Origin of the sequence: Sphingobium sp. (genome assembly GCF_032153725.1) — a bacterium.
Classification (GTDB): domain Bacteria; phylum Pseudomonadota; class Alphaproteobacteria; order Sphingomonadales; family Sphingomonadaceae; genus Sphingobium.
In genome coordinates this window covers 15,435-42,181 of record NZ_JALDYQ010000046.1, presented here as the reverse complement: position 1 = coordinate 42,181, position 26,747 = coordinate 15,435, and the positions used below count along the sequence as shown (strand labels likewise).

20 protein-coding genes are annotated in these 26,747 nt (G+C 62.0%); 4 read left to right on the top strand and 16 right to left on the bottom strand.

Annotated features, from left to right (window positions below):
* The first annotated feature begins 448 nt into the window (after positions 1 to 448).
* Positions 449 to 1,645, top strand: coding sequence for a CDP-glycerol glycerophosphotransferase family protein (locus tag RUH75_RS15150; protein ID WP_313807425.1), 1,197 nt, complete (start codon positions 449 to 451; stop codon positions 1,643 to 1,645).
* A 468-nt stretch (positions 1,646 to 2,113) separates the two neighbouring features.
* The gene (locus RUH75_RS15145) at positions 2,114 to 3,097 is read left to right on the top strand and encodes a lysylphosphatidylglycerol synthase transmembrane domain-containing protein (protein ID WP_313807423.1); all 984 of its coding nucleotides are present in this window, start codon (positions 2,114 to 2,116) and stop codon (positions 3,095 to 3,097) included.
* On the opposite strand, the gene RUH75_RS15140 is transcribed toward RUH75_RS15145, so the two are convergent.
* From RUH75_RS15140 to RUH75_RS15095, 10 genes are all read right to left on the bottom strand, one after another.
* On the bottom strand, positions 3,050 to 4,072 hold the full coding sequence (locus RUH75_RS15140) for an NAD-dependent epimerase/dehydratase family protein (protein WP_313807421.1): 1,023 nt from the start codon (positions 4,070 to 4,072) through the stop codon (positions 3,050 to 3,052). The two genes, RUH75_RS15145 and RUH75_RS15140, sit on opposite strands and share 48 nt — an antisense overlap.
* On the bottom strand, positions 4,069 to 5,505 hold the full coding sequence (locus tag RUH75_RS15135; RefSeq protein WP_313807418.1) for a GMC family oxidoreductase: 1,437 nt from the start codon (positions 5,503 to 5,505) through the stop codon (positions 4,069 to 4,071). Before RUH75_RS15135 ends, RUH75_RS15140 begins: the two co-directional genes overlap by 4 nt.
* On the bottom strand, positions 5,498 to 5,842 hold the full coding sequence (locus tag RUH75_RS15130; protein ID WP_313807416.1) for a hypothetical protein: 345 nt from the start codon (positions 5,840 to 5,842) through the stop codon (positions 5,498 to 5,500). The genes RUH75_RS15135 and RUH75_RS15130 overlap by 8 nt, the downstream gene beginning before the upstream one ends.
* Positions 5,832 to 6,473 (bottom strand): HAD family hydrolase, encoded by a 642-nt coding sequence (locus tag RUH75_RS15125; RefSeq protein WP_313807414.1) that lies wholly within the window; start codon positions 6,471 to 6,473, stop codon positions 5,832 to 5,834. Before RUH75_RS15125 ends, RUH75_RS15130 begins: the two co-directional genes overlap by 11 nt.
* Positions 6,470 to 7,459, bottom strand: a complete 990-nt coding sequence (locus RUH75_RS15120) for a UbiA family prenyltransferase (protein WP_313807412.1) — start codon at positions 7,457 to 7,459, stop codon at positions 6,470 to 6,472. Before RUH75_RS15120 ends, RUH75_RS15125 begins: the two co-directional genes overlap by 4 nt.
* A complete protein-coding gene (locus tag RUH75_RS15115; protein WP_313807410.1) occupies positions 7,456 to 9,021 on the bottom strand; it encodes an ArnT family glycosyltransferase in 1,566 nt (521 codons plus the stop codon). Before RUH75_RS15115 ends, RUH75_RS15120 begins: the two co-directional genes overlap by 4 nt.
* On the bottom strand, positions 9,021 to 10,520 hold the full coding sequence (locus tag RUH75_RS15110) for an aspartate aminotransferase family protein (protein ID WP_313807408.1): 1,500 nt from the start codon (positions 10,518 to 10,520) through the stop codon (positions 9,021 to 9,023). The genes RUH75_RS15115 and RUH75_RS15110 overlap by 1 nt, the downstream gene beginning before the upstream one ends.
* A 98-nt stretch (positions 10,521 to 10,618) precedes the next feature.
* Complete coding sequence (locus RUH75_RS15105; RefSeq protein WP_313807406.1) at positions 10,619 to 11,299, bottom strand: response regulator transcription factor; 681 nt, start codon at positions 11,297 to 11,299, stop codon at positions 10,619 to 10,621.
* Entirely contained in the window at positions 11,296 to 12,753 is a 1,458-nt protein-coding gene (locus RUH75_RS15100; protein ID WP_313807403.1) for a histidine kinase, read from the bottom strand. Before RUH75_RS15100 ends, RUH75_RS15105 begins: the two co-directional genes overlap by 4 nt.
* A gap of 417 nt (positions 12,754 to 13,170) precedes the next feature.
* A complete protein-coding gene (locus RUH75_RS15095) occupies positions 13,171 to 16,935 on the bottom strand; it encodes a cadherin domain-containing protein (RefSeq protein WP_313807401.1) in 3,765 nt (1,254 codons plus the stop codon).
* Between the two features lie 665 nt (positions 16,936 to 17,600).
* Between RUH75_RS15095 and RUH75_RS15090 the strand changes: the two genes are divergently transcribed.
* Together RUH75_RS15090 and RUH75_RS15085 are read left to right on the top strand one after the other, a co-directional pair.
* Positions 17,601 to 17,873: an AbrB/MazE/SpoVT family DNA-binding domain-containing protein gene (locus RUH75_RS15090; protein WP_313807399.1), complete on the top strand. Its 273-nt coding sequence runs from the start codon at positions 17,601 to 17,603 to the stop codon at positions 17,871 to 17,873.
* The gene (locus RUH75_RS15085; RefSeq protein WP_313807397.1) at positions 17,860 to 18,249 is read left to right on the top strand and encodes a type II toxin-antitoxin system VapC family toxin; all 390 of its coding nucleotides are present in this window, start codon (positions 17,860 to 17,862) and stop codon (positions 18,247 to 18,249) included. Before RUH75_RS15090 ends, RUH75_RS15085 begins: the two co-directional genes overlap by 14 nt.
* A gap of 211 nt (positions 18,250 to 18,460) precedes the next feature.
* Here RUH75_RS15085 and RUH75_RS15080 read toward each other — a convergent pair whose 3' ends face one another.
* From RUH75_RS15080 to RUH75_RS15055, 6 genes are read right to left on the bottom strand one after another with little or no spacing between them, the layout of a single operon-like run.
* On the bottom strand, positions 18,461 to 19,180 hold the full coding sequence (locus RUH75_RS15080) for a phosphatase PAP2 family protein (protein ID WP_313807396.1): 720 nt from the start codon (positions 19,178 to 19,180) through the stop codon (positions 18,461 to 18,463).
* Complete coding sequence (locus RUH75_RS15075) at positions 19,177 to 22,374, bottom strand: efflux RND transporter permease subunit (RefSeq protein WP_313807394.1); 3,198 nt, start codon at positions 22,372 to 22,374, stop codon at positions 19,177 to 19,179. Before RUH75_RS15075 ends, RUH75_RS15080 begins: the two co-directional genes overlap by 4 nt.
* On the bottom strand, positions 22,371 to 23,390 hold the full coding sequence (locus RUH75_RS15070) for an efflux RND transporter periplasmic adaptor subunit (RefSeq protein WP_313807392.1): 1,020 nt from the start codon (positions 23,388 to 23,390) through the stop codon (positions 22,371 to 22,373). The genes RUH75_RS15075 and RUH75_RS15070 overlap by 4 nt, the downstream gene beginning before the upstream one ends.
* On the bottom strand, positions 23,387 to 24,730 hold the full coding sequence (locus tag RUH75_RS15065) for a TolC family protein (protein ID WP_313807390.1): 1,344 nt from the start codon (positions 24,728 to 24,730) through the stop codon (positions 23,387 to 23,389). The genes RUH75_RS15070 and RUH75_RS15065 overlap by 4 nt, the downstream gene beginning before the upstream one ends.
* Positions 24,727 to 26,076, bottom strand: a complete 1,350-nt coding sequence (locus RUH75_RS15060) for a HAMP domain-containing sensor histidine kinase (protein ID WP_313807388.1) — start codon at positions 26,074 to 26,076, stop codon at positions 24,727 to 24,729. Before RUH75_RS15060 ends, RUH75_RS15065 begins: the two co-directional genes overlap by 4 nt.
* Positions 26,073 to 26,747 (bottom strand): response regulator transcription factor, encoded by a 675-nt coding sequence (locus tag RUH75_RS15055; protein WP_313807386.1) that lies wholly within the window; start codon positions 26,745 to 26,747, stop codon positions 26,073 to 26,075. The genes RUH75_RS15060 and RUH75_RS15055 overlap by 4 nt, the downstream gene beginning before the upstream one ends.

Genomic DNA, 26,747 nt, shown 5'->3' with positions numbered 1-26,747 from the left:
CGTTCAGACGGCAGCACTCTACAATATAACCTACTTCAGTTCCAGGTGACTAGGACCGATTACAACGCTCTCCAACCGACCCTTCCAAGACGTTCAGCAGCCAATTTCGTCTACTCAACTGCGGACGGTCAGGTTTCCCGTCCGGGCCGCCCGCCACTGGCCGATTTCGGAACAGCGGCTTGGCGCCAAACGCTCGATAGAGCTGCCGCTCCCGTTCGAGGAAGCGCCCTAGCTGGAAGCCACCCTGTATGGCCGTTCTGTTCCTGAAATTGGGCTCTTCATAAGTTCAGGTTGCTACAGAAGCCATTCCGCATTGCCCTTTCGCAATGACTCAACGATAAATATGAGTTGGCCTGGGAATTTCCGATGCTGCACAAGCGTATTGGAGAGAGGCAAACAGGGGGATAGGTCTGCCTTCAGCGTTATAGGGGCCAGATTCGATTCAAAAATGAAATACGAATTCTCGCATATTTTCCGCCGAAATCAAGGGAGCCCTCAGACCGCCCCGACCCATGAGGGGGAAATTCTATTCCTCTTTATCGGCGGCATACATCAGCTTCTTCACCTCGCACCCGTAGCCGCTGCCATGGCGAGGCAGTATCCGGACGCTCGGATCAACTGCCTCTACCGGGACGACGAAACTGGCGAAATGCTACAGGAAATCCGCCGTTCCAAGAGCGCGTGGAGCATGCAGATCACTGCCTGCCCTCCCCCGGGATGGAGCACTAATTTAGGGCGCTGGTTACGCCGGCCAGCTATTGAAAAACTGCCTTTGCTCTACAAAATCGCTCGCAAGCATCGCGCTGCGCAAGCCGTGGTCGTTCCCGAACGAACATCAACGCGTCTGCGGAAAATGGGGATGGTGGACGCCCGCCTGATTCACTTCCGCCATGGCGCGGGCGATCGTGCACCAAGATCCGAGAGCCGGTTGAGCACCTTTGACCTCATCGTGGTACCTGGCCAAAAGGATATTGACCGCGCGGTAACGCAACATGGCGTGGATCACACCCGTCTCCGGCAATGCGGTTATGTCAAACTGGATTATCTGTCCAAGGCAGCCCAAAGAGGGCACCATCGACTTTTCCCCGATCAGAGACCGGTGGTGCTCTACAATCCTCATTTTGATCCCAAGATTTCGTCCTGGCACGATGCCCGGCAGGTGATCGAGATATTTTCCAGGCAGGACAGATATAATCTGATCGTCGCTCCCCATATACGGATTAGTGAGCGGTTGTCAGCACAGCAAATCGCTACCTGGAACGCATTGTCGGTGCCCGGCCGCATCATCGTCGACCTCCACTCCCGCAAGATGGTCGACATGAGCTATGTTTTGGCATCGGACATTTATCTTGGGGACGTATCGAGTCAGCTCTACGAATTTCTGTACCAGCCGCGCCCGGTTGCCTTTCTGAACAGTCACCTCGTCAACTGGGTCGACAACCCCCGCTATGCGGGGTGGCACTTGGGGTCGGTAGCAGATCATGTCGACGACATTTTGGTCGCGATCGATGAGGCAGTTCGGAATCACGCCCGGAAAAGCATGGATCAGATTGCAGCGGTTGAAAATGCCTTTGGCGAATGGTCTGACGCTACGATGAGGGGGGCAAAAATTGTCGGCAATTATTTGGGCCTGCGGTCAACGTAGGAGCAACCAGTCTGAGGATTTCGCATTCGCGGCATTGACAATGGGTAATCAGAGCATCTTTCTGCGCAGGTATCAGGCTCCGCACGGTCCTGAAGAGAATCCAGAAATGATCACCCGCGACAAACCCATGTTCGACCAAACGCCTGCCGTTCGTCGATCGCCCGGTTCTCGCACAGAACAAATATTCCTTGATATTTCGGTGAATTAGATTGATCGTTCGTTGTCACGGCGCAGGAAGGCGCGATCGTCATCGGCGCTCTCTGGGCGTGGTGCGGTGCTTATCAGGCAAGACCATGCACGGCTTCCAGCCGGATTACCTCTGACATGATGCATCGCAAGGATCACGGCCTGCACATGTGGATTAAATCATTCGCGCCGACGACAAGGTCATGAGCTTTGTTCTAGATATGACGGATGCGTTATCCCACGCCTCCATCGCAACACAATGCGCGGTCTGCCTTCCCAGTCATGCTGCGCACCGTTGTTCAATGCGGTATTGGCATATTTCTTCTAGCCTTGTTTCTCCGCCAAATCGATTTGACCTCCACGAGATCAGCGATCGGTCGTGCGACAATCGCGCCCCTTATTGCCAGCTTGATGGCCTATGCCTTGGATTTCCTGCTGCGCTCGGTTCGTTTCTGGATGCTGCTCAAAGCAGTCAGTGGCCGGCAACTGCCGCTTCGATCCGTGCCCGGCCCATTTATAGCTAGCTTCGGCATTAGCGACCTGTTGCCTTTACGCGCAGGAGATCTGTTTCGGCTCGCATGGTTCCAACGAAAGAGGGGACTGACGACAGGAAGCGTGATCGGCGCAATGATTATAGAGCGATTCTACGATCTCTCGTCTCTGCTGCTGGTGGCCGCCATGTTACTCGGATGGCATCTGGGATCGATAAGCAGCATATTCATACTTTGCGGCGGCATTTTGGCGATGATCCTGCTTCCAATGGCCCTGAGCCATATCTCTCCCGATGCCCGTCGGACCGCTTCCTTTCTGCCTGCGCGCCCCTGGATGACGCGGATTGCAACCGGTTGGCAGGATATGCGAAACGCCTTTCGCATATTGGGCTCATTCCGCCGTGTAGCTAAGCTGGGCGCAATATCCCTTATTTGCTGGACGCTGGAAGCCAGCCTCTTCCTCGGTGTGTGGATCAGCCTGGGAGAGACGGTTGAGCGCTGGCCAGCGCCAATGGCTGCCTTCACGGCCAGCACCCTGGGAACCTTGGTCCCCGGCCTTCCCGGCCATTTTGGCACGTTCGAGCTTTTCGGCTTCGAAGCTTTCACCCTAAGCGGAGTCACACACGCCAAGGCATCCGCAGTGCTGCTGCTGGCCCATCTGCTGCTATGGGCGCCGACTGCCCTCTTCGCCATAATCTGGCTATTCTTCGTGCAACCGGGTGGACAGTCACGAAAGGCGGCGAAGCAGACCGATGGCATGTTGCCGCATGGCTGAACGATGCGCGGAAGAACCGTGCCCATGCAGGCGATGGCCGCGAAACCAGTCATAACTTTCGATGAGCATGGCCGCGTTGGAATAGCGGGGCCTCCAGCCGAGGACAGTCAGGGGTAAGACCTCAAAATGACAGTCACGATGGTAGGTCCGGTATTGCCAGGCCACCAGCGGCGACAAGCGCAGCCGATGCAGCAAACCCAGTGCAGCCATCGCCGGAAGAGGCGGTAATCCCGTGATCCTTGAGCCGCTTCCCGCATGAGCGATCAGTGCATCCAGATCCTCGGCCAAAGTCCCGAAACGATCCGTTCCGACATTATAGATCCCGCTTTTCTCCAGGGACAACGCCAGCATGATGAAGTCGATCAGATCATCGACATGGACAAACTGCACTCGATTGGAGCCATCGCCAATGATGTAGAGGCGTCGGTTCTCGGCGATCCAGTCGAACAGGATCTGGTAGATGCCCAGCCGTCCCCCGCCCAACGTAGCGCGCGGGCGGATGGTGATAAGGGGCATGCCTGCCTTGCGGCAGAGTTCACTCATCACCTGTTCACCCGCCAGCTTCGACCTGCCGTAGCTCTCGATCGGACGAGGCTGCGTGTCCGCTGTGATCGGTCCGCGTGGAGGCAGGCCGTAAACGGCCGTGCTGCTGATATGGACGATGGCACCGACACCAGAGCGCAACGCTTCTTCGGCAACGATCCTGCTGCCCTTCACATTGACCTCATGATAGCGGCGCCCCGCATTCGACTGCGCGACAAGGGCGGCGCTATGGTGGACCACGCTCACGCCTCGCATAGCCTCAGCCATGGCAGTGCCATCGCAGATGCTGGCCTGGATGAATTCGATGCCGGGCGGTAGGCCCGGATCGCGAAAAAGATCGACGATGCGGACGCGTTCGCCCCGCGCGTGCAGATGCTGGGCCAGACGTGCGCCGATGAAGCCCGAGCCGCCTGTCACCAGATGCAGGCTCATTTGAACTTCCGCTCGATGGCGCGCAGGGCGTTGCGGTGGGCGATGGCCATCACGCTACCCTGCGGATTGGCGACGGTGGGTCCGCACATCAGCGACGCGTCGGCAATGCGCAGGCCGTCGCCGCCATGCACGCGCCCCCAGGAATCTGCGGCGCTGAGCCGCCGGTCCTCCCCCATCGGACAGGAAGCGAAGAGATGCACCGACGACAGCATGGCCGAACGGCGCGGCAGGTGGACCGGCAAGTGCTCGATCTCGTCTACCGAGCGTAATGGGGCAAAGCCCGGAAGGCAGGGCTGAACAAGTTGCGCGCCCGCCGCGAAGAGAGCGCGAATAAGATGCTTCAACCCCTCGTAAAGCTGGTCCAGTTCCGCTTCGTTATGGCGAACCCGGACCAGAGGATCATGTCGCCCGGGCAGGACATGCACCCGGCCATGCCCCGTGCCGTTCTGCACATAATAGAGTCCCATGCGAGGAACCTCCGTCCCGATCAACGATCGCATCTCCGGATTTGCCGACAGGGCTAGCGCCAGAAGCGAAGGCGAACTGATCGAACAACCGATCCCGAAGCGCGGTTCGAACATTTTGATCTGATGGACCGGATCCGGATCGCCCTGACGATTGACGGGCGCATCGAAGAGAGCCACTGCCTTCAGCATCGGATGAAAGCGCAAACTGCCACCGATATTGTGGCGCAGCCCGGATCGCCGGAGCAAGGTCGGGGTCTGTACCGCGCCGCACGCGATGAACAGCGCATTGGCGAGGATTGTCCTATCCTCCACCGGGCTGTCGGGGGCGCGCCGCCGCACTGTGACTTCCCACCGGCCGTTTGCCCGCCGGATGCGCAATGCCTGATGGTCTGCGATCAGCCGCCCGCCTGCCTTGCGGAAGCGGGGAACGAAGGTGGCGCTCATCGACTGCTTTCGGCCAGCTTCATAATCATAGAGGCGCGGCGCTTCGATGGCGTCCCAGCCCAGTTTCGCGGCACCCTCGCCAAGCCGGGAGGACAGCGGCGGCGGCGTTCCCGGTAGAGCTGCGACATGTGCCGTCGCCTCGCAGGCATCGAAATGGGGAGCCAGCATATCGGCAGTGAGGGCTTCCACCTTATGGCTGCGCGCCCACTGATCGAGGATATAGTGCGGCGTACGGTGATAGAGGCCGCGATTGACCTCGCTCCCCCCGCCGACGCAGCGCCCCTCGACATAAGACACCGAAGGGATACCGAAGGCCATCGTAATACCCGCATTGCGATATTTGCTCAGAATTTCTTCGCCGGAAAAATGCGGGGCGGCATCCAGCGGCAGATCAGGCCCTTCCTCCACCAGCAACGTGTCAAATCCTGCCTCCGCGCACAGGGTTGCGGTCACGGACCCGCCCGGTCCAGAACCGATCACCGCGACGTCCGCATGCAAAATGTCGCGGACGGGCTCAGCCATAACGTCGTCCTTCGGACCAGAGGCTGACCAGCGACAGCCCCACATAGAAGCTCATGAGCATTCGCGCGGGTCCCATTGCCGACCGCTCCCATGCCTCCACCTGCGCGCGACGCCTTGCAGCCGGCAGACGGTGGAAAGGCACGCCGCGCCATGGCATCGACCAGACGTCGAAGAACAATGTCGCCGCCCGCATCGGCGGGCGCAGATAGGATGGCATGGCGGCAAAGCTGGCGAGGATGAATTCGCTTGCCGCTTCGGGCGAACCGGGGACGCCCTTCTCCCGCTCCGCAACGGTGGCGGCCAGGGCGCGGACCGTAGCGGCGAAGTCAGGCAGCATGGCCGAAGATCGGATCATCGAAGTGACGAAAGTCGCGTCCCCGAATCAACGCGCGAACGCCCGCGCGCCTTGCCGCTTCGCCATCCCGATCGGCACGGTCGCCGATCATCAGGGTGCGCGAGGGTCCAGTCTTCGCGGCTGCCATCAGCCAATGAAGACCGGCCGGATCGGGCTTCAATCGCCCGACATCGTCCGCCGCCACGGCAAAATGAGCGGAAAGGCCCAGCGCCTCCAGCTTGCGGGCGGCAGGATAGTCCGAATGGACCGCCACGATATGGCTGGCCGCAAGCCGGGCGAACAGGTCCACAATACCCTTCGCGCGAAAGGATCTGAGATGCGGCAAGGGACGTTCATCGATCCATTCGTTCACGACTTCGCGCACCCTTTCACTGTCATGGCCGCGCAGACGATATTGTTGCCGGATGAAATCGACGTCCGCCCTGTCCGCAAGCCGCTCTCTGTGACGGCGAAACGCGCCGAGCAGCCGCGGCACCGCCAGACTGCGACTGCGGACCGCTTCACGCACCAGCAGGGTCAACATCCTGCGGCGTAGCGCAGCCTGATCATAGAGCGTACCGTCCATGTCGAACACGATCAGATCGAACTGCTTCCAGGCGATGCTTCCCGTCATGGCTGCACCTGGACGAAGCTGGGCGCGGAGAGATAGTTCAGGAAGGGCATGTCGATGAAGGTCAGAATGGTGAGCGAGGCCACCACGGCGAAGGACGCCAGCATCAACCTTTTTGACCGGAACAGCCGCTCTGGCCGGGACGCTACCGATCCCTTGAGCATCGCCAGCCAGAAATAGCTCGCAAAAAGCGCCGCGATGAACGGGAGGGCAAAGATATATTCCTGTCGGTACTTGATCAGGAAAACGGCGAGGAAAAAGGCGGACAGCATCGCGTAGAGCAGGCAGGAAACGGCCAGATTTTCCGCATTGTAGCGGCCGAAGGAGCGACGGTAGCGGGGCAGCAGTTCCGCACCGCCATCTGCCGTGATGTCGCGATATTCCGCAAGCCGCTTGGCGGCCATCAGGAAAGCACCGCCCATCCAATAGGCGAAAAGCAGGCTGCTGGGCGGCATGGTGGCGGCGTCGATCATCGTCCAACCCAGCATCAGCCTAATCGGATTGTTGATGCTTTCGCTGACGACGTCCAGATAGACCCGGTCCTTGGTCCGCACCGGTTGGACATTATAGACAAGGCCCGACAGCACGAACGCCGCGGAGGTCCAGGCAAAGAGCGGTCCCAATTGCATGGCCAGGCCAAGGCCGACCAACACCAGAAGCCCATATTCGGCATAGACGATAGGTCCCGAGAGGCTGCGATGCACAGCCGTTCGCGCTGACTTCAACGGGTGGAAGGCATCGAATTCGCGATCGAGCCATTCATTGACGACATAGTTGGCCGAGGCAATGGCAACCGCGCTCATCAACCCCATCAGGATGTGAAGCGGCACGATTCCCGCCGCCGGATGGCGCAGTACATAGGCGAGGACAATGCCGGGCAGGATGAAGACGTGCTTCGTCATGTGGTCGAAGCGCGCTATCGCCAGATAGTCGCGCAGGCGCCCGCGCGGCTGCAAGGGACGGGTCGCGGCGATGCCGTCTGTGCTCATCTTCGCTCTCCTGCAATGGCGGCGGCCGATCCGCCGCAATAGATGCTGCCGTCAATCCGGCGGGCGACGAGGTGAAGGTTCAGAAGGCGTGTGAGTTCATCTTCCGAAGCCATGTAAAATCGCCAGTCGACGTTGTTCAGGAACACGACATAGGCATTGCCGTGCGCCAGCGCGGCGCGCGTCTCCGCAAGCTGGGCGGCGTAGGGGAAGGCAGGATCCTCGCGCCCCGTCCTCAGCAGAATATGGGCGGGAATATTGCGCACGTGGCGGCGCAGCACATAGCCAATGGCGTCGGGGCCGTTGCTGTAGAGCGCCGCGTCGGCCGGAAGCCGCCGCACGGCAGCCAATATGGGGGACTGAGTCCATTGCAGCGATGCAAAGCCGATGCCTTCCCGATAGGCTTGATGGGTCCGGTCGGCGGTCCGCAATGCGTGGCTGACCAGCATGAACATGGCCAGTCCGACAAGCGCGCCATGCATTTTCCGTACTCGGCCGGAACGCGCGGCCATATGCGCAAGGACGATCGTCATGGCCATGATGCTGGTGCAGTAGACCGGATAGGCATAGCGGCTGTTCAGATGCAGATTGGCCTCGATGGACGTGGCCAGGACGATGAAGCCGAGATAGGTGAAGAAGAACAGGCCAAGCGAAATCGCCAGCAGCGAAGGCTCCATTTGCCCTGTTTGCGCCCTTGCCAACATTCGGCGAGCATGGCGTACGAGCAGCGTCATGCTCGCCGTCACCGCCATCAGGAATAACGCGCCGCGGATAGCGAAGGGAACTTCGTCCGGCACGATCCAGGCGGTCAGCGAATTGAAGCTGGTCAGCCAGTCCTCGGCGGTCATATTCCCATACCATTGCAACGGCCTGCCCGTCGAACGGCCCATCAGCCACTCGCTCAGACTGGCCCAGCCAAGGAACAGCAGGGCCGAAGGTAGGAGAATGCACAGAACATCGCCAATCCGGTGCTGCATGGGGTGGCGCGGAAGGATCAGCAGAAAGACGGCGATGGCGGCGCCCAGCGGCGGTCCGGTAAAGCGGACAAGGGACGCAAGGCCGACACCGCTCCCCACGGCGAGAAGCCAGCGCCGGTCATCCGACCGCAGATAGTGGAGCAGCGCAACGAAGGTCGACAGAATCATGGTCAGGAACAGCGGTTCCGACATGGCCAGCGCATGCAAGGCCACGCTTTGCGGCGCGATCGCGACCAGAGCCGTGCCGAGCGCCGCATAGCCGGTGCGCCCGCTCGCTTCCCGAAGGATGAACCAGATCAGAAAGGCATTGAGCGCGCTCACTATCAGTCCGATGCCCCATGCGCCGGTGGCGATGTCGATGCCGCTTGCCGCCGCAAGCTGCAACAGGGCCGGATAAATGGGCGCGTCCCATGGTCGGGCGGCAAGGCTCATATACCGTGTGCTGTCGGGCAGAATACCGATCCCATGGTGGGTCGACAGCATGAAGAGCGACAGGGCCAGCAAGGGAAAGCCCACCGCGCAGACCCGATCATAGGGGACAGCGCGGACCTGCGCGGCCAGTGCATCCTGCGCCGGATACTGGAACATCACTTACCCCTGGCCCAGGGAAGAACCAGAATGCGCCGCGCATTTTCCGCCACGAAGTGCAGGGCGGAATCGGCAATGCCCCGGCTGAAGATATCGTCCAGCCCCTCGATCAGCCGGTCGATCTCCGCGCACGTGACCACGAAAGGCGGCATGAAATGCAGTATGTCCCGCGCGCCTGGCTGGAAGTGGACCAGAATGCCATGCCGGTCATAGAGCTGCCGCGCGACGGCGCCGATCAGCACGGTCTGATAGGTGAGGAAGACAGGATTGTTCGATACGTCGATCAGCTTCGAGACCAGATCTTCGCGGAAATTGAGCCTGATCGCCCGGAACAGACCTCGCCCCCGAACATCGATCAGGGTGCGAGGGTAGCGCGTCTTCAGTTCTTGAAGCCGCTGCCCCAAATAGGCGCCCATTTCCGCAGCATTGTCGATCAATGCTTCATCGTACAGGACATTCAGCGTCTCGATTGCCACCGCGCAGGTTTCCCCAAGGCCCCCGAAGCTGGAACTGTGCAGATTGCAGTCGTTGCGATTGCCATAGGCCCGGTCGAACATCGCTCGGGACGTCACCATCGCGCCGATGGCGCGCTTGCCTCCGCCCAGCGTCTTGGCGAGGGTCACGACGTCGGGCACGACAGCCTCATGCATGAAGGCGCAGAAACGGCCGCTTCGCCCGGTGCCGACCTTCACCTCATCGAAGATTGAGACGATGTCATTGTCGCGGCAAAGCTGCACGAATTGCGTAAGATAGCCTTCCGGCGGCACTTCACAGGCCGTTCCCCTGATGGGTTCGACGATGGCCGCGATGATAGCATTGCCCTTGTCGCCCATCGCCTCCGCCAGGATTGCCGCCCGCATAGCGTCGATATCGCCATAGGGAACATAAACGACATTCTCCTTGGGCACGCCCAGCAGGAAGCCAGTATGCACGTCCGTTGCCGTCGTCAGCGCGAGGGCGCCATGGGTCTTGCCATGGAACGCCCCCCGCATGCAGAGAAACTTGCGCTTGCCCTTTGGCGTCTGGATACGCTCGGCAAGCTTCATGGCCGCCTCGTTAGCTTCCGCACCTGAAGTCGCGAAGAAGCTGGTATCGAGCGGATCGGGCAGGATCTGGGCCAGATTATAGGCCAGCGCCGCCTGCAATTTATTGGGTGAGAGCTTGGTGCAGTCCAGCACGCGCCGTTCATGGCAGGCCCGTTCCGCCGCCAATATGCGCGGGTGGTTATGGCCCAGACCCACCACCCCCATGCCGGTGGAGAAATCGAGTATCTGTCGACCGTCGGCAAGATGCAGCGTGGTCCCCTCCGCCGCACGCACATCGAGCAGGTCCAGCCCCAATATCCCGAAAATTTGAAGCAGATAACGGTTCAGATGGTCCGCATAGAGCCGGTTCGCGCGGTCCATGTCGAGGTCCAGCGCATCGTTCAGGGTCAGCAGCGCCGGCTTCGTGTGGAGGCCTTCCCGGCCGATATCGTCGCGCCGAATTTGCGTTGCCATGCCGTCAATCCCCTGTTCGTTCCTGTCAGGAGGAGACTAGGGGATGCGGCGGACACCACGGAATCCATGGAATTATATACTTCGGAGGAGAGGCGGCGCTACCCCTTCCAGCTATCTCCATTTGCGCGGGGATGCTCAGGCGCTTCTCCTGTGCCCGGCTGCCGGTAATAGAGTGCGGCGAGAGCCGTCCTATTGTTGATCCGCAGCTTCTGGAAAATATTGTGGAGATGAATCTTCACCGTGCCCTCTCCGGCGCCGAGCTGGCGGGCGATCAGCTTGTTGGAAAGGCCGCTGCATGCCAGTCCGGCAATCTCCATCTCACGCGGGGTCAGGCTGGCCAGTTCCCCGCTTGGGTTTTGCGGGGGCAGAATGTCGGCCATGACCGCCACTTCGTCGGCAAACCAGCGCCGCCCGGCGGCAACGCTCCGCAGGCAATCGATCAGCCTGTCCGGAGCAGCTTCCTTCAGCAAGATACCCCAGACATCGTTGGCAATCGCCTCGCTGACTTGCGCGGGACTGATCATGGCGGTGAGGAAAACGACCCGGACCGGAAGGTCCGCGCTCCTGATCCGGCGAAGAATGGCAAGTCCGCTGACATCGGGCATGTTGATGTCCAGAACCGCGATGTCGGGCTTCAGCCGGTCGAGCAGGGCAAAAGCCTTGCTGCCTTCTGTCGTGCTGCCGATTACCCGAAGGTCGCTTTCCATAGAAACCAGATCGGCAAGCCCGCGCAGCAGCACGGGATGGTCGTCCACCAGGAAGACGCTGTGGGCGATCATGGCAACGGCACTTCGATCCGCATGGCAAGGCCGGGTGCATAGCGCGTGATGGCAAGACTGCCGTCCATGTCCTCGACCCGGGCGCGAATTGAGCGTGGGCGTGTCTGATCGTCCGCTTCGCCGACTGCCATGCCGCATCCATTGTCAGAGATGGCGACCGTAAGCCCCTGTTCCACCTTGCTCAGGTCAACCTGCAAGCGCGTCGCGCCGCCATGGCGAACCGCATTGGCGGTCGCTTCGGACAGGAGTTGCACCAGTTCACGATGGACTAGCGCAGGCGCTTCCAGATCGGGAGGGTCTATCGTAAGCCCAATGTCGCATCCCCACTGATCGCAGAGATTATTGACGTTCTGCGACAGGGTAGAGGACAGGTGCCGCACCGTGAACACATCGGTCCGTCGGCTGGATTCGACGAACAGCCTGATACGGCGCTGCTGTTCGATCATCAGCGCGTTGACGCCTTGCAGGGCGCCGCGCGCTTCCGCCGGAACATGCGTCATCGCTGCCTTCAGTTTCAACGCCGCCGCGGTCAGATCCTGCAGCACGCTGTCATGAAGATCGCGGGAGAGACGGACCCGTTCCTGATCGCGGGCGCTCTCGGCTATGGCTTGGGTCAGCGCGAGCCGCTCAAGTTCCTGACCGATGCGCCGCGCGATGATCCGGACAAGCGAGGCTGCATCCTCCTGCCGATAACGCAGGTCCAGCACATAAAGCCGTCCCCTGTTTCTCATGCCCTCGAAACTGGCCGAACAAAGATGGCCATCGTGTCTTACAGGCCCTCCCGTCGCCAGCGCTATGGCCTCAAATTCCGACCGCTCGATCCTGCCGGGCAGATCGTCGTTGACGAGATTGGCGGCCCGCTCTTGCCAAAAGGCCGGACCAAGCCCACCGGCAATGCGCAGGCCCTCTGGCCCGAACAGTGCTGCCATTCCCTCTGGCTTTTCGCGATCATGCCAGACCAGAAGAAGCCGCGAAGCCTCCAACAGACCCGAGGCATGATGGAGAACATCTCGCAGCCATTCCGGCTCATTCAGGCTTGCGGGAGCAACTGCCCATGAGGCAAGTTGGGCAAACCGCTGGCTGCTGCGGGCGCGGTAAGCACCAAAATAGCCGAGCATCGCGGCGGCGACGAGAAAATAAGCCGAGCGCATGATGACCAGGTTCAACTCCGAATCCCCATCGGTCAAGTCTTGCCAACCGACGGCGATCATCATGACTTCCATCGCCAATGCACCCAGGACCGCCCCACGCATGCCCCAGCGCATCGTCGTCGCTAGCAGGATGAACGGTACGAAAGGGAAAAACGGGCTGTCGAGTTCGTCCGTCAAATAGACAAGCAAGGCGAGCGCCAATATGTCGATGCTGTGGGTGATGAGATGGGCCGGACTCGCCAGCGATCGTCCGGGACGGAAAATCGTCAGAGAGAGTGAAAAGCCGACATAGGCGCCAAGCACCAAATGTGCTTCGTCGAGAGATCGGGCCGGTCGGGTAGGATCGAGATATATGGCAAGCGCTGCGAACAGGGCTGAAACCAGACGTCCAGCACAGATCAGCCATTCGGGATCGGAGCCGACGTGCAGCTTCTCCCAAAACTGCCTCCGTTTGCACTTCGAGCGATCCTGCACCTTTGTGTGATAACCGAATGGTCCCACTATGCACCTCGCCATCATCTCGCACGAGGCTCGGAACATACTCAATTGCGATTATGGATGAGGCAGCCATAGTCAGCACGGGGCGCCCACTGATAAAGTCCGGCGAAGCGTTGACCATTTCGTGACACCCAGATTTCCGTTGCCTAATTCAGCGGCTGGACGTTCCTGTAATCACATCACGGTTCTCTTTGGCAGCGCGTCTGTTTCTGGCTCGTTTCGTTAGAAGAAGCTGCTCGCGTCCGCCCCCGCCAGCATGTTCACGCCGACCAGCTGGATGCTCTGGTCGAACGCGCCGTCGCCATTGCTGTCGTAGAAGACCCAGCCGTCGGTCGTGCCGGCGATGAAGGTCACATGATTGGCCCCGGCGGTCGTGTTCGCGGCGGCCAGCGCGTCGGCAAAGACATTGGTGGCGATCGTCTTTTCCGCATAGTCCGCCGCGGGCAGGCTGCCGTTCAGGAAGTCGAAGTCGATGCGGTCGCCCTCGCTCGCCTTGAAGTCGGTGATGCGGTCGTAGCTTGCCGTGTTGAGCGTCGTGTCGCCGCGCGCGAAGACGAAGACGTCCGCCTCCGTCCCGCCGGTCAGCGTGTCCTTGCCCGCGCCGCCGATCAGCGTGTCGGCTCCCGCACCGCCCTTGATCGTATCGCCCGCCGCGCCGCCGTCGAGCAGGTCGTTGCCCGCGCCGCCGTCGAGGCTGTCCTGCCCATCCTCGCCATAGAGCCGGTCGTCGCCCGCATTGCCCAGCATCGTGTCGTTGCCAAGGCCGCCCCAGAGACTGTTATTGCCACTGTTGCCGGTGATGGTGTTGGCGAGCTCATTGCCGGTGCCGTCGATAGCGTCGGTGCCGGTCAGGGTCAGCTTCTCGATCTCGGCCGCCAGTTTGTAGCTGACCGAGGCGTTGACCTGATCGGTGCCCTCGCCCGCCAGTTCGACGATCAGATCGTCATTGGCGCTGTTGCCGTCGTCGGACCAGCTATCGACGATATAGCTGTCGTCGCCCAGCCCCCCGGTCATGCTGTCGGCGCCGGTGCCGCCGTCCAGATAATCGTTGCCCGCGGCGCCGATCAGATTGTCATTACCGTCGCCGCCGAACAGAGTGTCATTATCGTCGCCACCGTCGAGCATGTCGTTGCCGCCCATGCCGTAGAGTATGTCGGCGCCAAGCCCGCCGGACAGCGCGTTCGCCGCGTCATTGCCGGTGATGGTGTTGGCGAGGTCATTGCCGATGCCGTTGATCGCGGCCATGCCGGTCAGCGTCAGCTTCTCGACATTGGCGGCGAGGCGGTAGCTGACCGAGGCATAGACGAGGTCGCTGCCGCCGCCCACCAGTTCGATGACCTGATCGTCATTCCCGGCAAAGCCGTCATCGGAATAGGTGTCGACATAGAAAATGTCGTTGCCCGCGCCGCCGTCCATAATGTCCGCGCCCGCGCCGCCATCGATCGTGTCGTTGCCTGCAAGGCCATAGATGGTGTCGTTGAGCGCGGTGGTCTGATAGGCGAGCACGGTGGTGGTCGGGCTGATGACGTTGTTGCCCGACGAGCCGGTGATGGTCCTGCCCCCCTCCGCCACGTCGGTGATGCTGATCGACAGCGCCTGATCGTCGAACAGGCTGCCGTCGCTGGCGCGTACCGTCACCTGATAGATGCCGTCGCCATCGGCATCGAGCCGGTTCTCATAATCGGGCGCATTGATGAAGGACAGGACGCCCGTTACCGCGTCGATGGTGAAGAGCGCCGCGTCGGCGCCGCCTGCAATCATGTAGGAGGGGGTCGCGCCATCCGCGTCGCTGGCCGCGACGGTCGTGACCGCGCTGCCATTTTCCGCGATGCTGATCGCCGCCGAAGCGCCGCCGCCATTGGAGCTGATGATGGGGGCGTTGTCGTTCACATTGGTGACGCTGATCGCCAGCGTCTGGGCGACGCTGTTGGTGCCGTCGCTGGCGCTGACGACCACATTGTAGATGCGGTCGCCATTGCTGTCGGTCGGCGCTTCATAGTCGGGCGCGGTGCGGAAGCTGAGCGCGCCGGTCGCCGTGTCGATGGTGAAGAGCGCCGCATCCGCGCCGCCGCTGATGCTGTAGCTGAGCGCGCCGCCATCGGCATCGCTCGCCTGCACCGTGGCGGCGAGCAGGCCGTTCTCCGCCACCGACAGCGCCGCCGAAGCCGCCCCGGCATAGGAGGTCAGCACCGGCGCATTGTCGTTGAGATTGGCGACGGTGACGGCCAGCGTCTGTTGATCGGTGTTGCTGCCGTCGCTGGCCTGCACGATCACGTCATAGACATTGTCATGATTGGCGTCGGCGGGCGCCTCATAATTGGGCGCGGTGCGGAAGGTCAGCGCGCCGGTCGCCGCATCGACGGCGAACAGCGCCGCATCCGCCCCGCCGACGATCGCATAGCTGATCGAGGGGCCGTCCGCGTCCGTCGCGGTCACGCTGGTCACGGCGGTCGCATTCTCATTGACCGTGATCGCCGCGCTGGCGCCGCCGCCATTGGAGGTGATGACCGGCGCCGCACCATCGGGCAGGTCGTTCACCGTCACCGACAGCGCCTGCGTATCGACCCCGCCATTGCCGTCATTGGCGGCGACGATCAGCTGATAAACATTGTCGCCATTGGCATCGGCCGGACTCTCGAAATTGGGCGCGGCGATGAAACGCAGTGCACCCGTCCCGGCATCGATGCTGAACAGCGCGGCGTCGGCGCCGCCGATGATGGAAAAGCCGATCGTCTGGCCCGCGTCGGCGTCGGTCGCGGTGACGGTGGTGACGGCCGTGCTGTTCTCGTCAATGGCCAGCGCCGCCGTCGCCCCGCCGCCGTTGGAGGTGATCACCGGCGGCGCGTTCAGCCCGGTCGAGGGGGTCGTCATGTCGGCGAACTGGAAAAATTCGACATTGCGGATCGTCTTGGTGCCTTCGGGCGATCCGGCGCGCTGGTCGACCGCGACATAGCTGCCGTCGGTCTGCAGGGTGAAAGCATAGTCCGCCCGGTTGCCAGAAAAGACCAGCGTGTCGATATCGGCGCTGCCGTCGATCACGTCATTGCCCGCGCCCGCGATGATCGTGTCGTTGCCACCGCCACCATGCATATAGTCGTTGCCCGCGCCGCCATCGAGCCAGTCGTCGCCCGAATCCCCGTACAGCTCGTCCCCGGCGAGGCCGCCATAAAGCTGGTCATTGCCCGCATCGCCGTGCAGCACGTCGCTACCCGAGACAGTGTCGTCGTCGCCATAGAGGATATCGTCGCCCGCGCCGCCCGCCAGACTGTCATCGCCCGCGCCGCCATAGAGCATGTCGTTGCCGTCGCCGCCGCTCAGCTTGTCCTTGCCGCGCCCGCCATAAAGCTGGTCGTTGCCCGATCCGCCGTCCAGCGTGTCGTCGCCCGATCCGCCGTCCAGCGTGTCGTCGCCCGAAATGCCGTTATAGCCAAGGTCGTCGCCATAGAGGATATCGTCGCCAGCGCCGCCGGAGATGGTGTCGCTGCCGCGCCAGCCGAAGATGATGTCGTTGCCGCCATCGCCTTGCAGATTGTCCTTGCCCGCGCCGCCGATGATGATGTCATTGCCCTCGCCGCCCTGGATCAGCACATCCTTGGCATAGTCGATCCCGCCCGCGCCATGCGCCGACAGGTCGATGATGTCGTCGCCATCGGCCAGCCAGAACTGCTCGATATTGTCGAAGCTGCCGAAGCCCCCGGAAATCACGCCATTATTGTAGACGATCGCGTCGTTGAGGTTGGAACCATACATGATATCCGTCCCCTGTCCGCCTAGATAGAGGTCGGTGGATATCTGGATATTGGCGCCGATCAACTGATAGGCGGTACCGCTGCCGGTCAGGATCGCGGAGTTCCAAACCAGCTGCGCCATCACCGCATCGGGGCGCACATAGTCCAGATTGGCGAGTCGGGTGAAAGCAAAGAACTGATCCTTTTCGCTGCCCGCCGTAATCGTCTGACTGCCCACGACATTGAAATAGTTTGCCATCTTGGACCACCTTTCAAATTCCATGGGCCGTCGTTCTAGCGTGACCTGCCCCGCTTGAATGCCGGTCTTTAGTAACCTCAGATGCGCCATGAAAGGGTTGGGAATTAGGATGATTGCCGATCCGAAAGTGCAACATTGTAGACCATTAGATTGAGCCCAGATTTCCAATTTAGGATTATGCTGAAGCGTAGTCTGAAAAGTTCACAATGAAAAATCCGCTGTCAGCGGCGTTGCTCGCGTGGCTTACCTTGCGTACATGCTGTCGCCACTACCCCGGTGCAGCAGACGGGCTCGAACGTCGCTCAAACTCGCCCGTCCATATCAACCTTCCCCGTAAGGGTTAACGGGTCGGCCTGCACATCGTCCTTTTCGAGGATTGCTCAGCGTTCACTCACGTTACGGCCTGTACGCTCGCACGGTCACCTATGTGACCGTTATCCTGGGGCTTCAGACATTTCGTCACCTCCATGCCTGCCCCGGTTGCTTCCGGCTGGAGCATCGCCGGGTGGGCCTTTCACCCACTGGTAAATGTGCCACCTTTCACGGCGCACACCCAAGTCGGCCACTCAGCCGCCGAATTTTGCTTTCGACGTGCGGACCGACCGCTCCTTGCCACAGATCACACCTGCTGCTATCTTACCTCTGTCTTACTCACGGAGGCCGCCATGGGCGTTCAGGAACGGATCACTACCACGGTTTCAACCAAAGGGCAGGTTATCTTGCCCAAAACGATCCGTGAACAGAAACATTGGGCGGCGGGCACCAAGCTGATTGTCGAAGAAACGGATGAGGGCGTGCTCCTGAAGGCTGCGCCTGTCTTTGCCGCCACAGACATCGAATCCGTCTTTGGTTCGCTGCGGTCAGCAAAGCCCGCGCTCTCTATCGATGAGATGAATATGGTCATATCTGAGGAAGCAAAACGGCGTGCGCGGGATTGATACCAACATTGTCGTCCGCTTGCTGACCGCCGACGATGAAAAACAGGCGAAGGCAGCCCGCCGGGTCGTTGAAGGAAACGAAATTTTTCTCGGCGTAACGGTGCTATTGGAGGCAGAATGGGTGCTGCGAGCAGGTTATGGTTTCGCGCCCGATCAAATTGCTCGCGCGTTACGCGGTCTAGCCGGTCTTCCGGGCATGCTGGTAGAGGAGCCTGCCCATATGGCATTAGCCCTCGATTGGATGGAACATGGAATGGATTTCGCCGACGCCCTTCACCTTGTGCGATCCGCCCAATGCACTGAATTCCTGACTTTCGACCGCAAGTTCGCCAAATGCGCTGCGAAATTGGACACGGTCCCGGTCTTCGTGCCCTAGGCCCATCCTGGACGACAAGGTCGAACGGGGAAGCGATCATCGACCCTTCCCGGCCGTTCAGCGCCTAATTTTTCAGTCCCAGCTGCAGACCGTCAGGTTTTTCGTGCCGGCCGCCCGCGATTGGCCGAAAGGCGAATGTCAGGTTTGGAGCGGCAATCATGGTATAGCTGCCATTCGTCGCGAACAGGCGCACCTTCGCGTAGCAGTTGATTTAGCCACCGGCTCCTTGAGGTGGTTCCAGGGCGCGTCGCTGCTGAAGCGTCCGGGCGGCAAGTGAGCACAGGATAGCCCAGGCGCCGCCCACGCACCAACCGGCGATGACGTCGCTGGGCCAATGCACCCCCAGATAAACGCGAGACAGACCGATCGTCATGGTCAGGATCACCGCCAAACAGATTAGATAAATGCGAATCGCCGGGCTGGTCTGCGTACGTGCGAGCATTACGCCCAGCGTCAGAAAGGTGACGGCTGAGTTCATTGCATGTCCACTGGGAAAGCTGGCACTGGTGACTTCTACCAGATGCTGCACATCGGGACGCGATCGCGCGAACAGCTGCTTGAGTAGCGTGCTGGCGGCCGCGCCACCGGCCACCGTGAGAACCAGGAACGCCGCCATGCTCGCGCGGCGTGCGGCGAGAAGATATCCTGTGGCCGCTACGGTTATGAGCGTCAGGACCGATGTACCGCCCAAGGCTGTCAGTTCGATCATCGCTGCCCGCAGCCAGCTCGGTCCCACGGGAACAGCTGGATCGGCGGTGTTGCGAAGTGCAAGCAGCAACCAGCGGTCGAAAGCGAGGATTTCCCCCTCGCGCACCTCTGACGCGAGGGACAGAAATATGAAGAGGGCGGCCGCCGACAGGAAGAACATGACAAGCACGTAACTTTCCGCATGATGGCGGTGCGGCGCGGTGTTCAGTTGGGGAAGCCTCATTGCCTATCTCCAGCTGTGTCGCCAATCGGCGTCGACTCACCAGCCTGTTTGTGATCGTTCCCCGATCCTTGATCCCGCCCGGTTTTACCGCGCAACGGGCTTCCCCGCCGTTTGCCGCGTCTGTAGCTGCCAGAAAAGTGCAGCACCGCAGCAGGAAGGAACAGCAACACAAGCGGTACCGCCGCAGTCAGTCCGAAAATGATCGCAGTCGCGAGTGGCTGCTGCAATCCCGCGCCGCGACTGAGGCCCAGCGCCAGCGGGCTCAGCGTCAGGATCGCAATCAGGGCGGACATGAGGATTGGACGCAGCCGCTTGCGGCCGGCGATGACAAGTGTCTCGGCCTCGCCGCCTTTTTCTGGATCAAGTTCGGCAAGGAAGAAGATGACCAGTTCCGTCACCATGCCGACGACCATCGTCAGCCCCATCAGCGCCGAAATGTTGAGTTCGATGCCCGTGATCCAGAGCCCGATCAAGACGGCGGCCGCCGACAGCAACACCGTCATCACGGCGGCGAGTGTCCAGGCGATACGTTCGAACAGGATGGTCAGCAGCAGCGCGGTCAGCAGCAGCGCGGATGCGAAGACCATGCTCAGATCAGCAAAGCTCTTCTGCTGCTCCGCATAAAGTCCGCCATAATCGACGCGGATGGCGTTTGGCAGATGCAGTCCCGCAACGGCCTTGCGGACATCCCGCATGCCGGAACCGAGATCGCGTCCTTCGAGGCGGGCGGTGACCGCGACGAAGGGAGCCAGATCCTCCCGCGTCAACTGCTGCTGTCCTGCCTTCACCTTGACATCCGCGACCTGGCCGATCGTCAACCCATGACCATCTGGTGCGACAAGCGGCAACCGCGCAATCTGTGCGGCGCGTTGACGCAAGTCCGCCGGCGCCCGGACCCGGATCGAGAGCAGTTGCTCTCCCGCGCGCATCCTGGTCGCCTCCGTCCCACCGATCAGTCCCTCAATTTGCGAGGCGAAGGCATCGGCGTCGAGCCCCTGCTGGGCGAGCGCACCGGGACGCACGCGAATATCGACCGCGTCGCCCGCGACACGAAGCCCGTTCACGACCTCGACGACCCCCGATATCCTGCCAATCGCGTCGCCGACCTGTCGGGCCGCCTTGTTAAGGACCGCCGGGTCATCGCCGAACAGCTTGACTTCGATCGGTTGCGGCACAGCGGTCAGATCGCCGATCAAATCCTCCATAAGCTGGATCGTCTCGATTTCCAGTCCGGGCACGTTCGCCTCGATCCGGGTTCGAACGTCCGTCATCACCTCGTCAATCGGACGACGCGATCCGCCCTTCAAGCGGATGAAATAATCGCCCTCGTCGGCTTCGGTGAGGCCGCCGCCTAGTTGGAGGCCTGTGCGCCGTGAATAGCTGGCGACTTCGGGGGTCGCGGTGATGATCTGCTCAACCTGCCGTAGAATGCGATCGGTGTCCGAGAGCGCCGCGCCGGGCTGGGCCTTATAGTCGAGGACGAAGCCACCTTCATCCATGGCCGGCATGAAGCCAGAAGGCACGTTGCTCCACGCCAGATAGCCAAGGCCCGCCACCAGGATCGCGGTGACGAGAACGAACAGGCCCGGCTTCGCGAGCGCGCGACGCTCGGCCCATTGATGGCCGCGCTCCAGCCCATACATCAGTCGATCTGCCTTGCCCGCCGCTTCGACATCCTTGTCGTGCAGCCAAAAGGCCGCAAGGAGCGGAATGACGAAGCGCGCATATAGCAGCGACAGCGTCAGCGCCGCCGCCATGGTGAGCGCGAGCGCCTTGAAAAAGCCGCCCGTGACACCGCTCACGAAGGCGAGCGGCAGAAAGATGATGATCGTTGCAAGGCTTGAGCCATAGAGCGGCTTGCCCATCTCCGCTGCCGCGACGAGGAGGCCATCGCGGTCCTTCGCCGCGCCTTCCTGCATGCGCCGCATCATGTGCTCAAGCATCACGACAGCATCGTCGACGACCAAGCCCACGGCGGCGGCCATGCCGCCGAGCGTCATCATGTTGAAACCCATGTGGAGCGCGAGCAGCAGCAGGCAGGTGGCTGCGAGCACGGCCGGCAGCGCGACTCCGGTGATCACCATCAGCCGAAAAGAGCGCAGGAACAGGAACAGCACCAGACCCGCGAGGAAAGCGCCGAGAAGAATTGCATCGCGCACGGCATTGGCGGCGCCCGTCACCAGTTCCGACTGATCATAGAAGGTCGTGACCGACACGCTCGGCGGCAGTTGGATCTGCTTGAGCCGCGCGTCGATCGCCTTAACGATAGCGACGCTGTCCCCTGTCAGAGACTGGCGGATGTTGATCAGCACCGCATCGCGTCCGCCCGACGTGACGCGGGTGAAGTTGGGCGCCGTTGCGGGATGAATGGAGGCAATTTGCCCGAGGGTCACCACCGCCGCCGGCGACGGAGGGGTGGGCTGGCCCGGCAGCGGATTGGGAATGGCGGGCGCTGTGGTTGCCGCCTTGACGGGCAATAGACCGATATCGCTGATCAACGTTGCGCGGTTCTCGACCAGCACCAGATAGAGGCGATGCCGGTCCTCGATGCGGCCGACACCGCGGATTATGCTCGCGCGCCCGATCGCCGTGGCGACATCGCTCAGGCTGATCCCGAGCGCCTGCAACCGCCCCGGATCGATATCGACCGCGATCTCTCTTGGCGCGCTGCCAAGCACGTCGACGCCCGCAACCCCCTGCACCGACGTTAGCGCCGGACGGATCTGCAACTCGGCAATCTGGCGAAGGCTTGCCGGATCAAGGCTGCGCGACGTGAGGGCGATCCCGAGCACGGGAAAGATCGTAGGGTCGGATCGGCGAACGCTGAAGCGTGTGCCCTGGGGCAGGTCTGGCAGCGCGGTGGCTAGCGCGCCCTGGGTGGCGAGCGTCGCCGCAACCATGTCCTCGCCCCAAGCGAAATTGAGGCCGATTTCTGCAGAGCCGCGGCTTGTCGTTGAGCGCAGGCGGGTAACACCGGGAACCTCTCGCAGCGCGATTTCGACCGGTCGGGTAATTTCCGCAGCCATCTGGGCGGGTTCACGGTCGCCAGCTTCGATCGAAACAAGGACGCGCGGATAGTCGATGTGGGGGAAGAGGCTCACCGGCAGCTTGAGCGCGGCGGCGATGCCGGCGAGCGCCAGCAGGATCGCCGCGAGCGTGATCGCGCGCGAATGGGCGCTCAGGGTCCGGATCATTTCGTACGGACTTTCATGCCGTCCGCAAGTGCGGTGCCTCCTTCGATCACGACGGCTTCACCGGGCTTGAGGCCGCGCATAATTTCGACCCGCTGACCATTGCTGGCTCCCGTCGTCACATCTCGCCTATGCGCGGCGGCGCCAGAAACAACGAACACATAGGCTTGGCCGGCATCGTCGAGCAGCGCGGCGTAGGGAACGGTTGGCGTGCTGCCGGTCGTGGGCAACGACAATTCAGCGGTGAGGGGCTGACCCGCACCCATCAACGCAGCCGCCGGAATACGCACAAACAGCGAGGCAAGCCGCGTCTGGGCATCTACGTTGGGATCAATCGACAGGACCGTCGCGGTAAAGCCGGGTCCACCCGCCGAAGGCTCGATGCGGATCGGAGCGCCAGGGCGAACCTGCCGCGCCAGCGCCGGGTCGACCCCGAAGCGCGCTCGAAGATCGCCAGCGGCATTGACGGTCGCCACGGGGGTTCCACCGGGCACAAGGCTTCCCAAAGCGGCGGAGATGGTCTGGACATATCCAGCGAACGGCGCGCGCAGATCAAGCCCGGCGGAGCGGGCGGCCACGCTCTTGTGGGTTGCTCTGGCGGATTGCGCCGCCGCACGCGCCGTTTCGACATCACCGTTGCTCATCAGCCCATCGGCGCGAAGGCGCTGCGCCCGCGCATAGGCCTGTTCAGCCGCGCGGGCATCGCTCGCCGCCTTTTCAAGATCGAGCCGCGCCGTTGGGCTGGGCGTCAGGCGAACGACCAGTTGCCCGCGCGATACCGCACTGCCGGAGGGAGCCACAATTGCAGCAACAATGGCTTCTTCGGGTGCGCTAAGGATCGCGTTACCTGCCGCACCGGCTTCCGCCGTGCCATAAAGCTGCGTTGTCGACCGGATCTGGGCGGACTGGGCTCCTGCTAGTTTGACCAGCGCAACCGGATCGGTTTCGGATTGGTCCGAACCTTCGCTACCCGAACAGGCGGCGAGCGCCAACAGGGCAATGCAGAAGCATTTTTTCATGGTGTCCAAGTCTCCTGCGGCGTGCCGATCAGCAATTCGAGCGCGATGGTCTGTTCGGCAATGTCCCGCTCGGCTTGGGCAAGTTGCAACTCCTTGTCGCGGAGCGCCTGCTCGGCGGTCGCGGCAGTCGCCAGCGAGAGATCGCCCCGATCTGCGGCACGCCGGTTGGCGGCGGCGAACCGCCGCGCCGCCGGAAGCGATGCAAGCACCGCGTCGCGCTGGCGGCGCGAAAGGGTGACGCCAGCGAGGGCAGCGGAGATCTCTGCGCGCGTCTGGAACAGGCGCGCGTCATATTCTGCCTTGAGGGCGGCGCGCGTGGCCCGTTCGACCGCGATGCCGCCGCGGTTGCGGTTCCACAGCGGAAGGGTGAAAGCCACGGCAGGCCCAACCGTAACGTTTCCAGCCGTATCGCGGGCAGTATTGACGGTAAGGTCGAGCGTCGGAAATTGATCGAGCACCGCCTTGTGCAGCGCTGCCTCCTGCGCGGCATAGCCTGCGCGCAGCGCTTGCAGGTCGGTCCGGCCTTTCTGCGCCATCGCAAAGAGGATGGCCGCATCGGGCGGCGGAGGAGGCGGCAGGAACGGCGGGGCGAGCAGCAGGACTTGATCCGGCGGAAAGCCGATCATCCTGGCGAGCTCCAGCCGCGCCGCGCTCAATTCCTTTTCATCGTTGCGAAGGCGCTCGGCGGCGTCGAAGGCGGCGACACGTGCGCCCTGCACCTGATCTCCCGCGATGTCGCCGCGTCCAGCAGCGCGGAGCATATGGTCGAGCATGACCTGTGCGGACTCACGGCTCGCGCGATCCAGTGCAACCTGCCGCTCCAGCGCACCGATCCGCGCCGCCTGAAGCCGCGCCTGACCCGCCGTCTGCCATTCGCTCCATGCCAGATCGAGCCGGACCTTGCGAGCCTCGGCTCGAGCCTGTTGCCGTGTGACGCCGCGAGTGCGAAGCGCGTTCAAATTGAAACCCAGGCTTGAAGCGATGCCGAGCATGGTGTCCGGCCCGCTCAGCACATTGTCCGCGCCCAGGCTGAAAGTGGGATCAGGCAACAGTCCCGCGGCGAAAACCTGCGCGTCAGCCACGCCCGAGCGCGCCCGCAAGGCCGCGAGATCGGGATTATTGACCACCGCGAGCACGGCGACACCTTCAGGCGTCAGTGGCGCCGAGAGGTCGATAGATGTCGGCTTCAACCAGGGCCTGTCGATGGCCCCAGCGCGAGCTTCGAGTATGCTGGCCAGTGGGGCTGCCAAAACAGCAGGATCATCCTTCAACGGGGAGGATGAATAGGTCGCGCAACCCGCCACCAATATGGTGAGGAGGAGACTGGAGACAGTCCTCAAGACAGCCTCCTTTCCGGAAATGTCAAAGCCGCATACAGTCCTGGCCCGGCGTCGCTTAGTGTGAAGTCGGCGCCATGCGCCTCGGCAATGGCCCGCACCATGCTAAGGCCCAGACCATGCCCCGGCGTCGCGCGCGCAGGTTCCAGGCGCACGAAGCGCTGCTGCACCCGTGAGCGATCTTCCTCGGGAATCCCTTGACCGTTATCTCTGACCTCCAACGAAACGCCACCTTTCACGCGCCGAACAACAAGCTGCACGCGCGTATCGGGCGGAGTATGGTGAAGGGCGTTTTCAACAAGGTTGATGATGGCTTGAGCGAGCAGCTCTCGGTCGCCGGTAACAACCATGTCGGGGGCAATGCCGGTGTCTAGGACGCGTCCTCCATCACTTGCCAGAAGCGACAAGGTGTCGCCCAGATCGGCAGCGAGCGCGGAAAGATCAACGGGCGCAAAGGCCTTTCGAATATTGCCTTCCTCCACTTCGGAAATCCGCAGAATCGCATTGAAGAGGGACAGGAGGTCTTCGGCGCGCTCCACGGCCTCGTCCACCTGCTCTGCGCTTCCGGCAGCATCACCATGCTGTCGCATCAATTCGAGCTGATTGCGCAGCGCCGTCAGCGGCGTACGCAAGTCATGCGCGATGTCGGCGCTGACCTGCCGAAGGTTGGCGACCAGCTCCACAATTCGATCAAGCATGGCATTGAGCGATCCCGCGACCCGATCGAACTCGTCGCCAGCCGAACCTTCCACAGCACGCTGATCCATGTCGCCTGCCATGATAGCGGCTGCCGTGGTCTCGATATTGCCAAGTCGTCGCCGCAGATAGCGCGAGAGCAGGAGCGCTCCCCCCAGCCCGACGAGCAGGATGACGATCAGCGCCGCTGCGAACAGGCCCAGAATGATATTGTCGATAGATTCGAGCGCTTCCAGATCGGCGGCTACCACCAGGCGATAGCCCCCGGGCAGTCCCGTCGTCTGCGCTCGGGCGGGGTCGAGGCCTTCAACTGGATCGAGGAATATGATCCTATGCCAACCCAGCACAGGGGGCCGCGTGTCGAGGTTGCCAGCGATGCGGCGGCCGTCAGGCGCGAACAGTGCGGTGCCCAGGGCAATCGGGCCAGGCCCCTGCTGCGCGGCGGCAGCTTCGGCAAGACCTCTCACGCCATCGTCGCGATATTCAGCCAACAGGGCTGCCGTCGCATGCTCGATGTTGCTGTCGATCTGGCGCGCGAATGCAGCGTGGGTTGCCCAGTAAACGGCCAGCCCGAGCAGCAGCATGGCGGCTGCATAGGCCAGAAAGCCAACCAGCGCGATGCGTCGAGCGGCGCTGCGCGGCAACAACCTCACGCCGTGCGCATCCGATAGCCGACCCCGCGCACGGTTTCGATCGCATCCTGCGCAAATCCCTCATTGAGCTTCGTCCGTAGGCGGCTCATATGCGTCTCGACGATTTTGGTCTGCGGATCGAAATGAAAGTCCCAGATCCGTTCGAGCAGCATGGTCCGGGTCACGAACTCGCCGGCGTGGCGCATCAACTCCTCAAGCAAGCGGAACTCGCGCGGCTGCAACAGGATGGGCTTTCCCTCGCGTCGGACTTCGCGGGTCAACAGGTCCATCTCTACGCCATTTGCCTGAAGTCGGGTCGTTACCACCGCCGGGGTCAGGCGCCGCCCCAAAGCCTGAATTCGTGCGGCAAGTTCGCTGAAGGCGAATGGCTTGACCAGATAGTCATCGGCGCCGGCCTGAAGGCCATCGACACGGTCTTCAATCCTGCCCAGCGCCGTCAGCATGAGGACAGGCGCCATGACTCCGCCCGCGCGCAGCCGCATGAGCACACTCAAGCCGTCCAGCTTGGGCAGCATGCGATCAAGGACGATAACATCAAGCGCTTCGGTCAGCCCGTAGTGAAGCGCATCCTCCCCATTTGTGGCAGCGATGACATTGTGCCTGAGTTCGCCGAGCCCCTGCTCGATGAACCGAAGCGTCTTTTCCTCATCTTCCGCCACCAGGATGCGCAT

Coding starts and splice junctions, on each gene's coding strand:
- RUH75_RS15150 (WP_313807425.1), top strand. CDS start 449: ATGAAATACGAATTCTCGCATATTTTCCGCCGAAATCAAGGGAGCCCT.
- RUH75_RS15145 (WP_313807423.1), top strand. CDS start 2,114: ATGCTGCGCACCGTTGTTCAATGCGGTATTGGCATATTTCTTCTAGCC.
- RUH75_RS15140 (WP_313807421.1), bottom strand. CDS start 4,072: ATGAGCCTGCATCTGGTGACAGGCGGCTCGGGCTTCATCGGCGCACGT.
- RUH75_RS15135 (WP_313807418.1), bottom strand. CDS start 5,505: ATGGCTGAGCCCGTCCGCGACATTTTGCATGCGGACGTCGCGGTGATC.
- RUH75_RS15130 (WP_313807416.1), bottom strand. CDS start 5,842: ATGCTGCCTGACTTCGCCGCTACGGTCCGCGCCCTGGCCGCCACCGTT.
- RUH75_RS15125 (WP_313807414.1), bottom strand. CDS start 6,473: ATGACGGGAAGCATCGCCTGGAAGCAGTTCGATCTGATCGTGTTCGAC.
- RUH75_RS15120 (WP_313807412.1), bottom strand. CDS start 7,459: ATGAGCACAGACGGCATCGCCGCGACCCGTCCCTTGCAGCCGCGCGGG.
- RUH75_RS15115 (WP_313807410.1), bottom strand. CDS start 9,021: ATGTTCCAGTATCCGGCGCAGGATGCACTGGCCGCGCAGGTCCGCGCT.
- RUH75_RS15110 (WP_313807408.1), bottom strand. CDS start 10,520: ATGGCAACGCAAATTCGGCGCGACGATATCGGCCGGGAAGGCCTCCAC.
- RUH75_RS15105 (WP_313807406.1), bottom strand. CDS start 11,299: ATGATCGCCCACAGCGTCTTCCTGGTGGACGACCATCCCGTGCTGCTG.
- RUH75_RS15095 (WP_313807401.1), bottom strand. CDS start 16,935: ATGGCAAACTATTTCAATGTCGTGGGCAGTCAGACGATTACGGCGGGC.
- RUH75_RS15090 (WP_313807399.1), top strand. CDS start 17,601: ATGGGCGTTCAGGAACGGATCACTACCACGGTTTCAACCAAAGGGCAG.
- RUH75_RS15080 (WP_313807396.1), bottom strand. CDS start 19,180: ATGAGGCTTCCCCAACTGAACACCGCGCCGCACCGCCATCATGCGGAA.
- RUH75_RS15075 (WP_313807394.1), bottom strand. CDS start 22,374: ATGATCCGGACCCTGAGCGCCCATTCGCGCGCGATCACGCTCGCGGCG.
- RUH75_RS15070 (WP_313807392.1), bottom strand. CDS start 23,390: ATGAAAAAATGCTTCTGCATTGCCCTGTTGGCGCTCGCCGCCTGTTCG.
- RUH75_RS15055 (WP_313807386.1), bottom strand. CDS start 26,747: ATGCGCATCCTGGTGGCGGAAGATGAGGAAAAGACGCTTCGGTTCATC.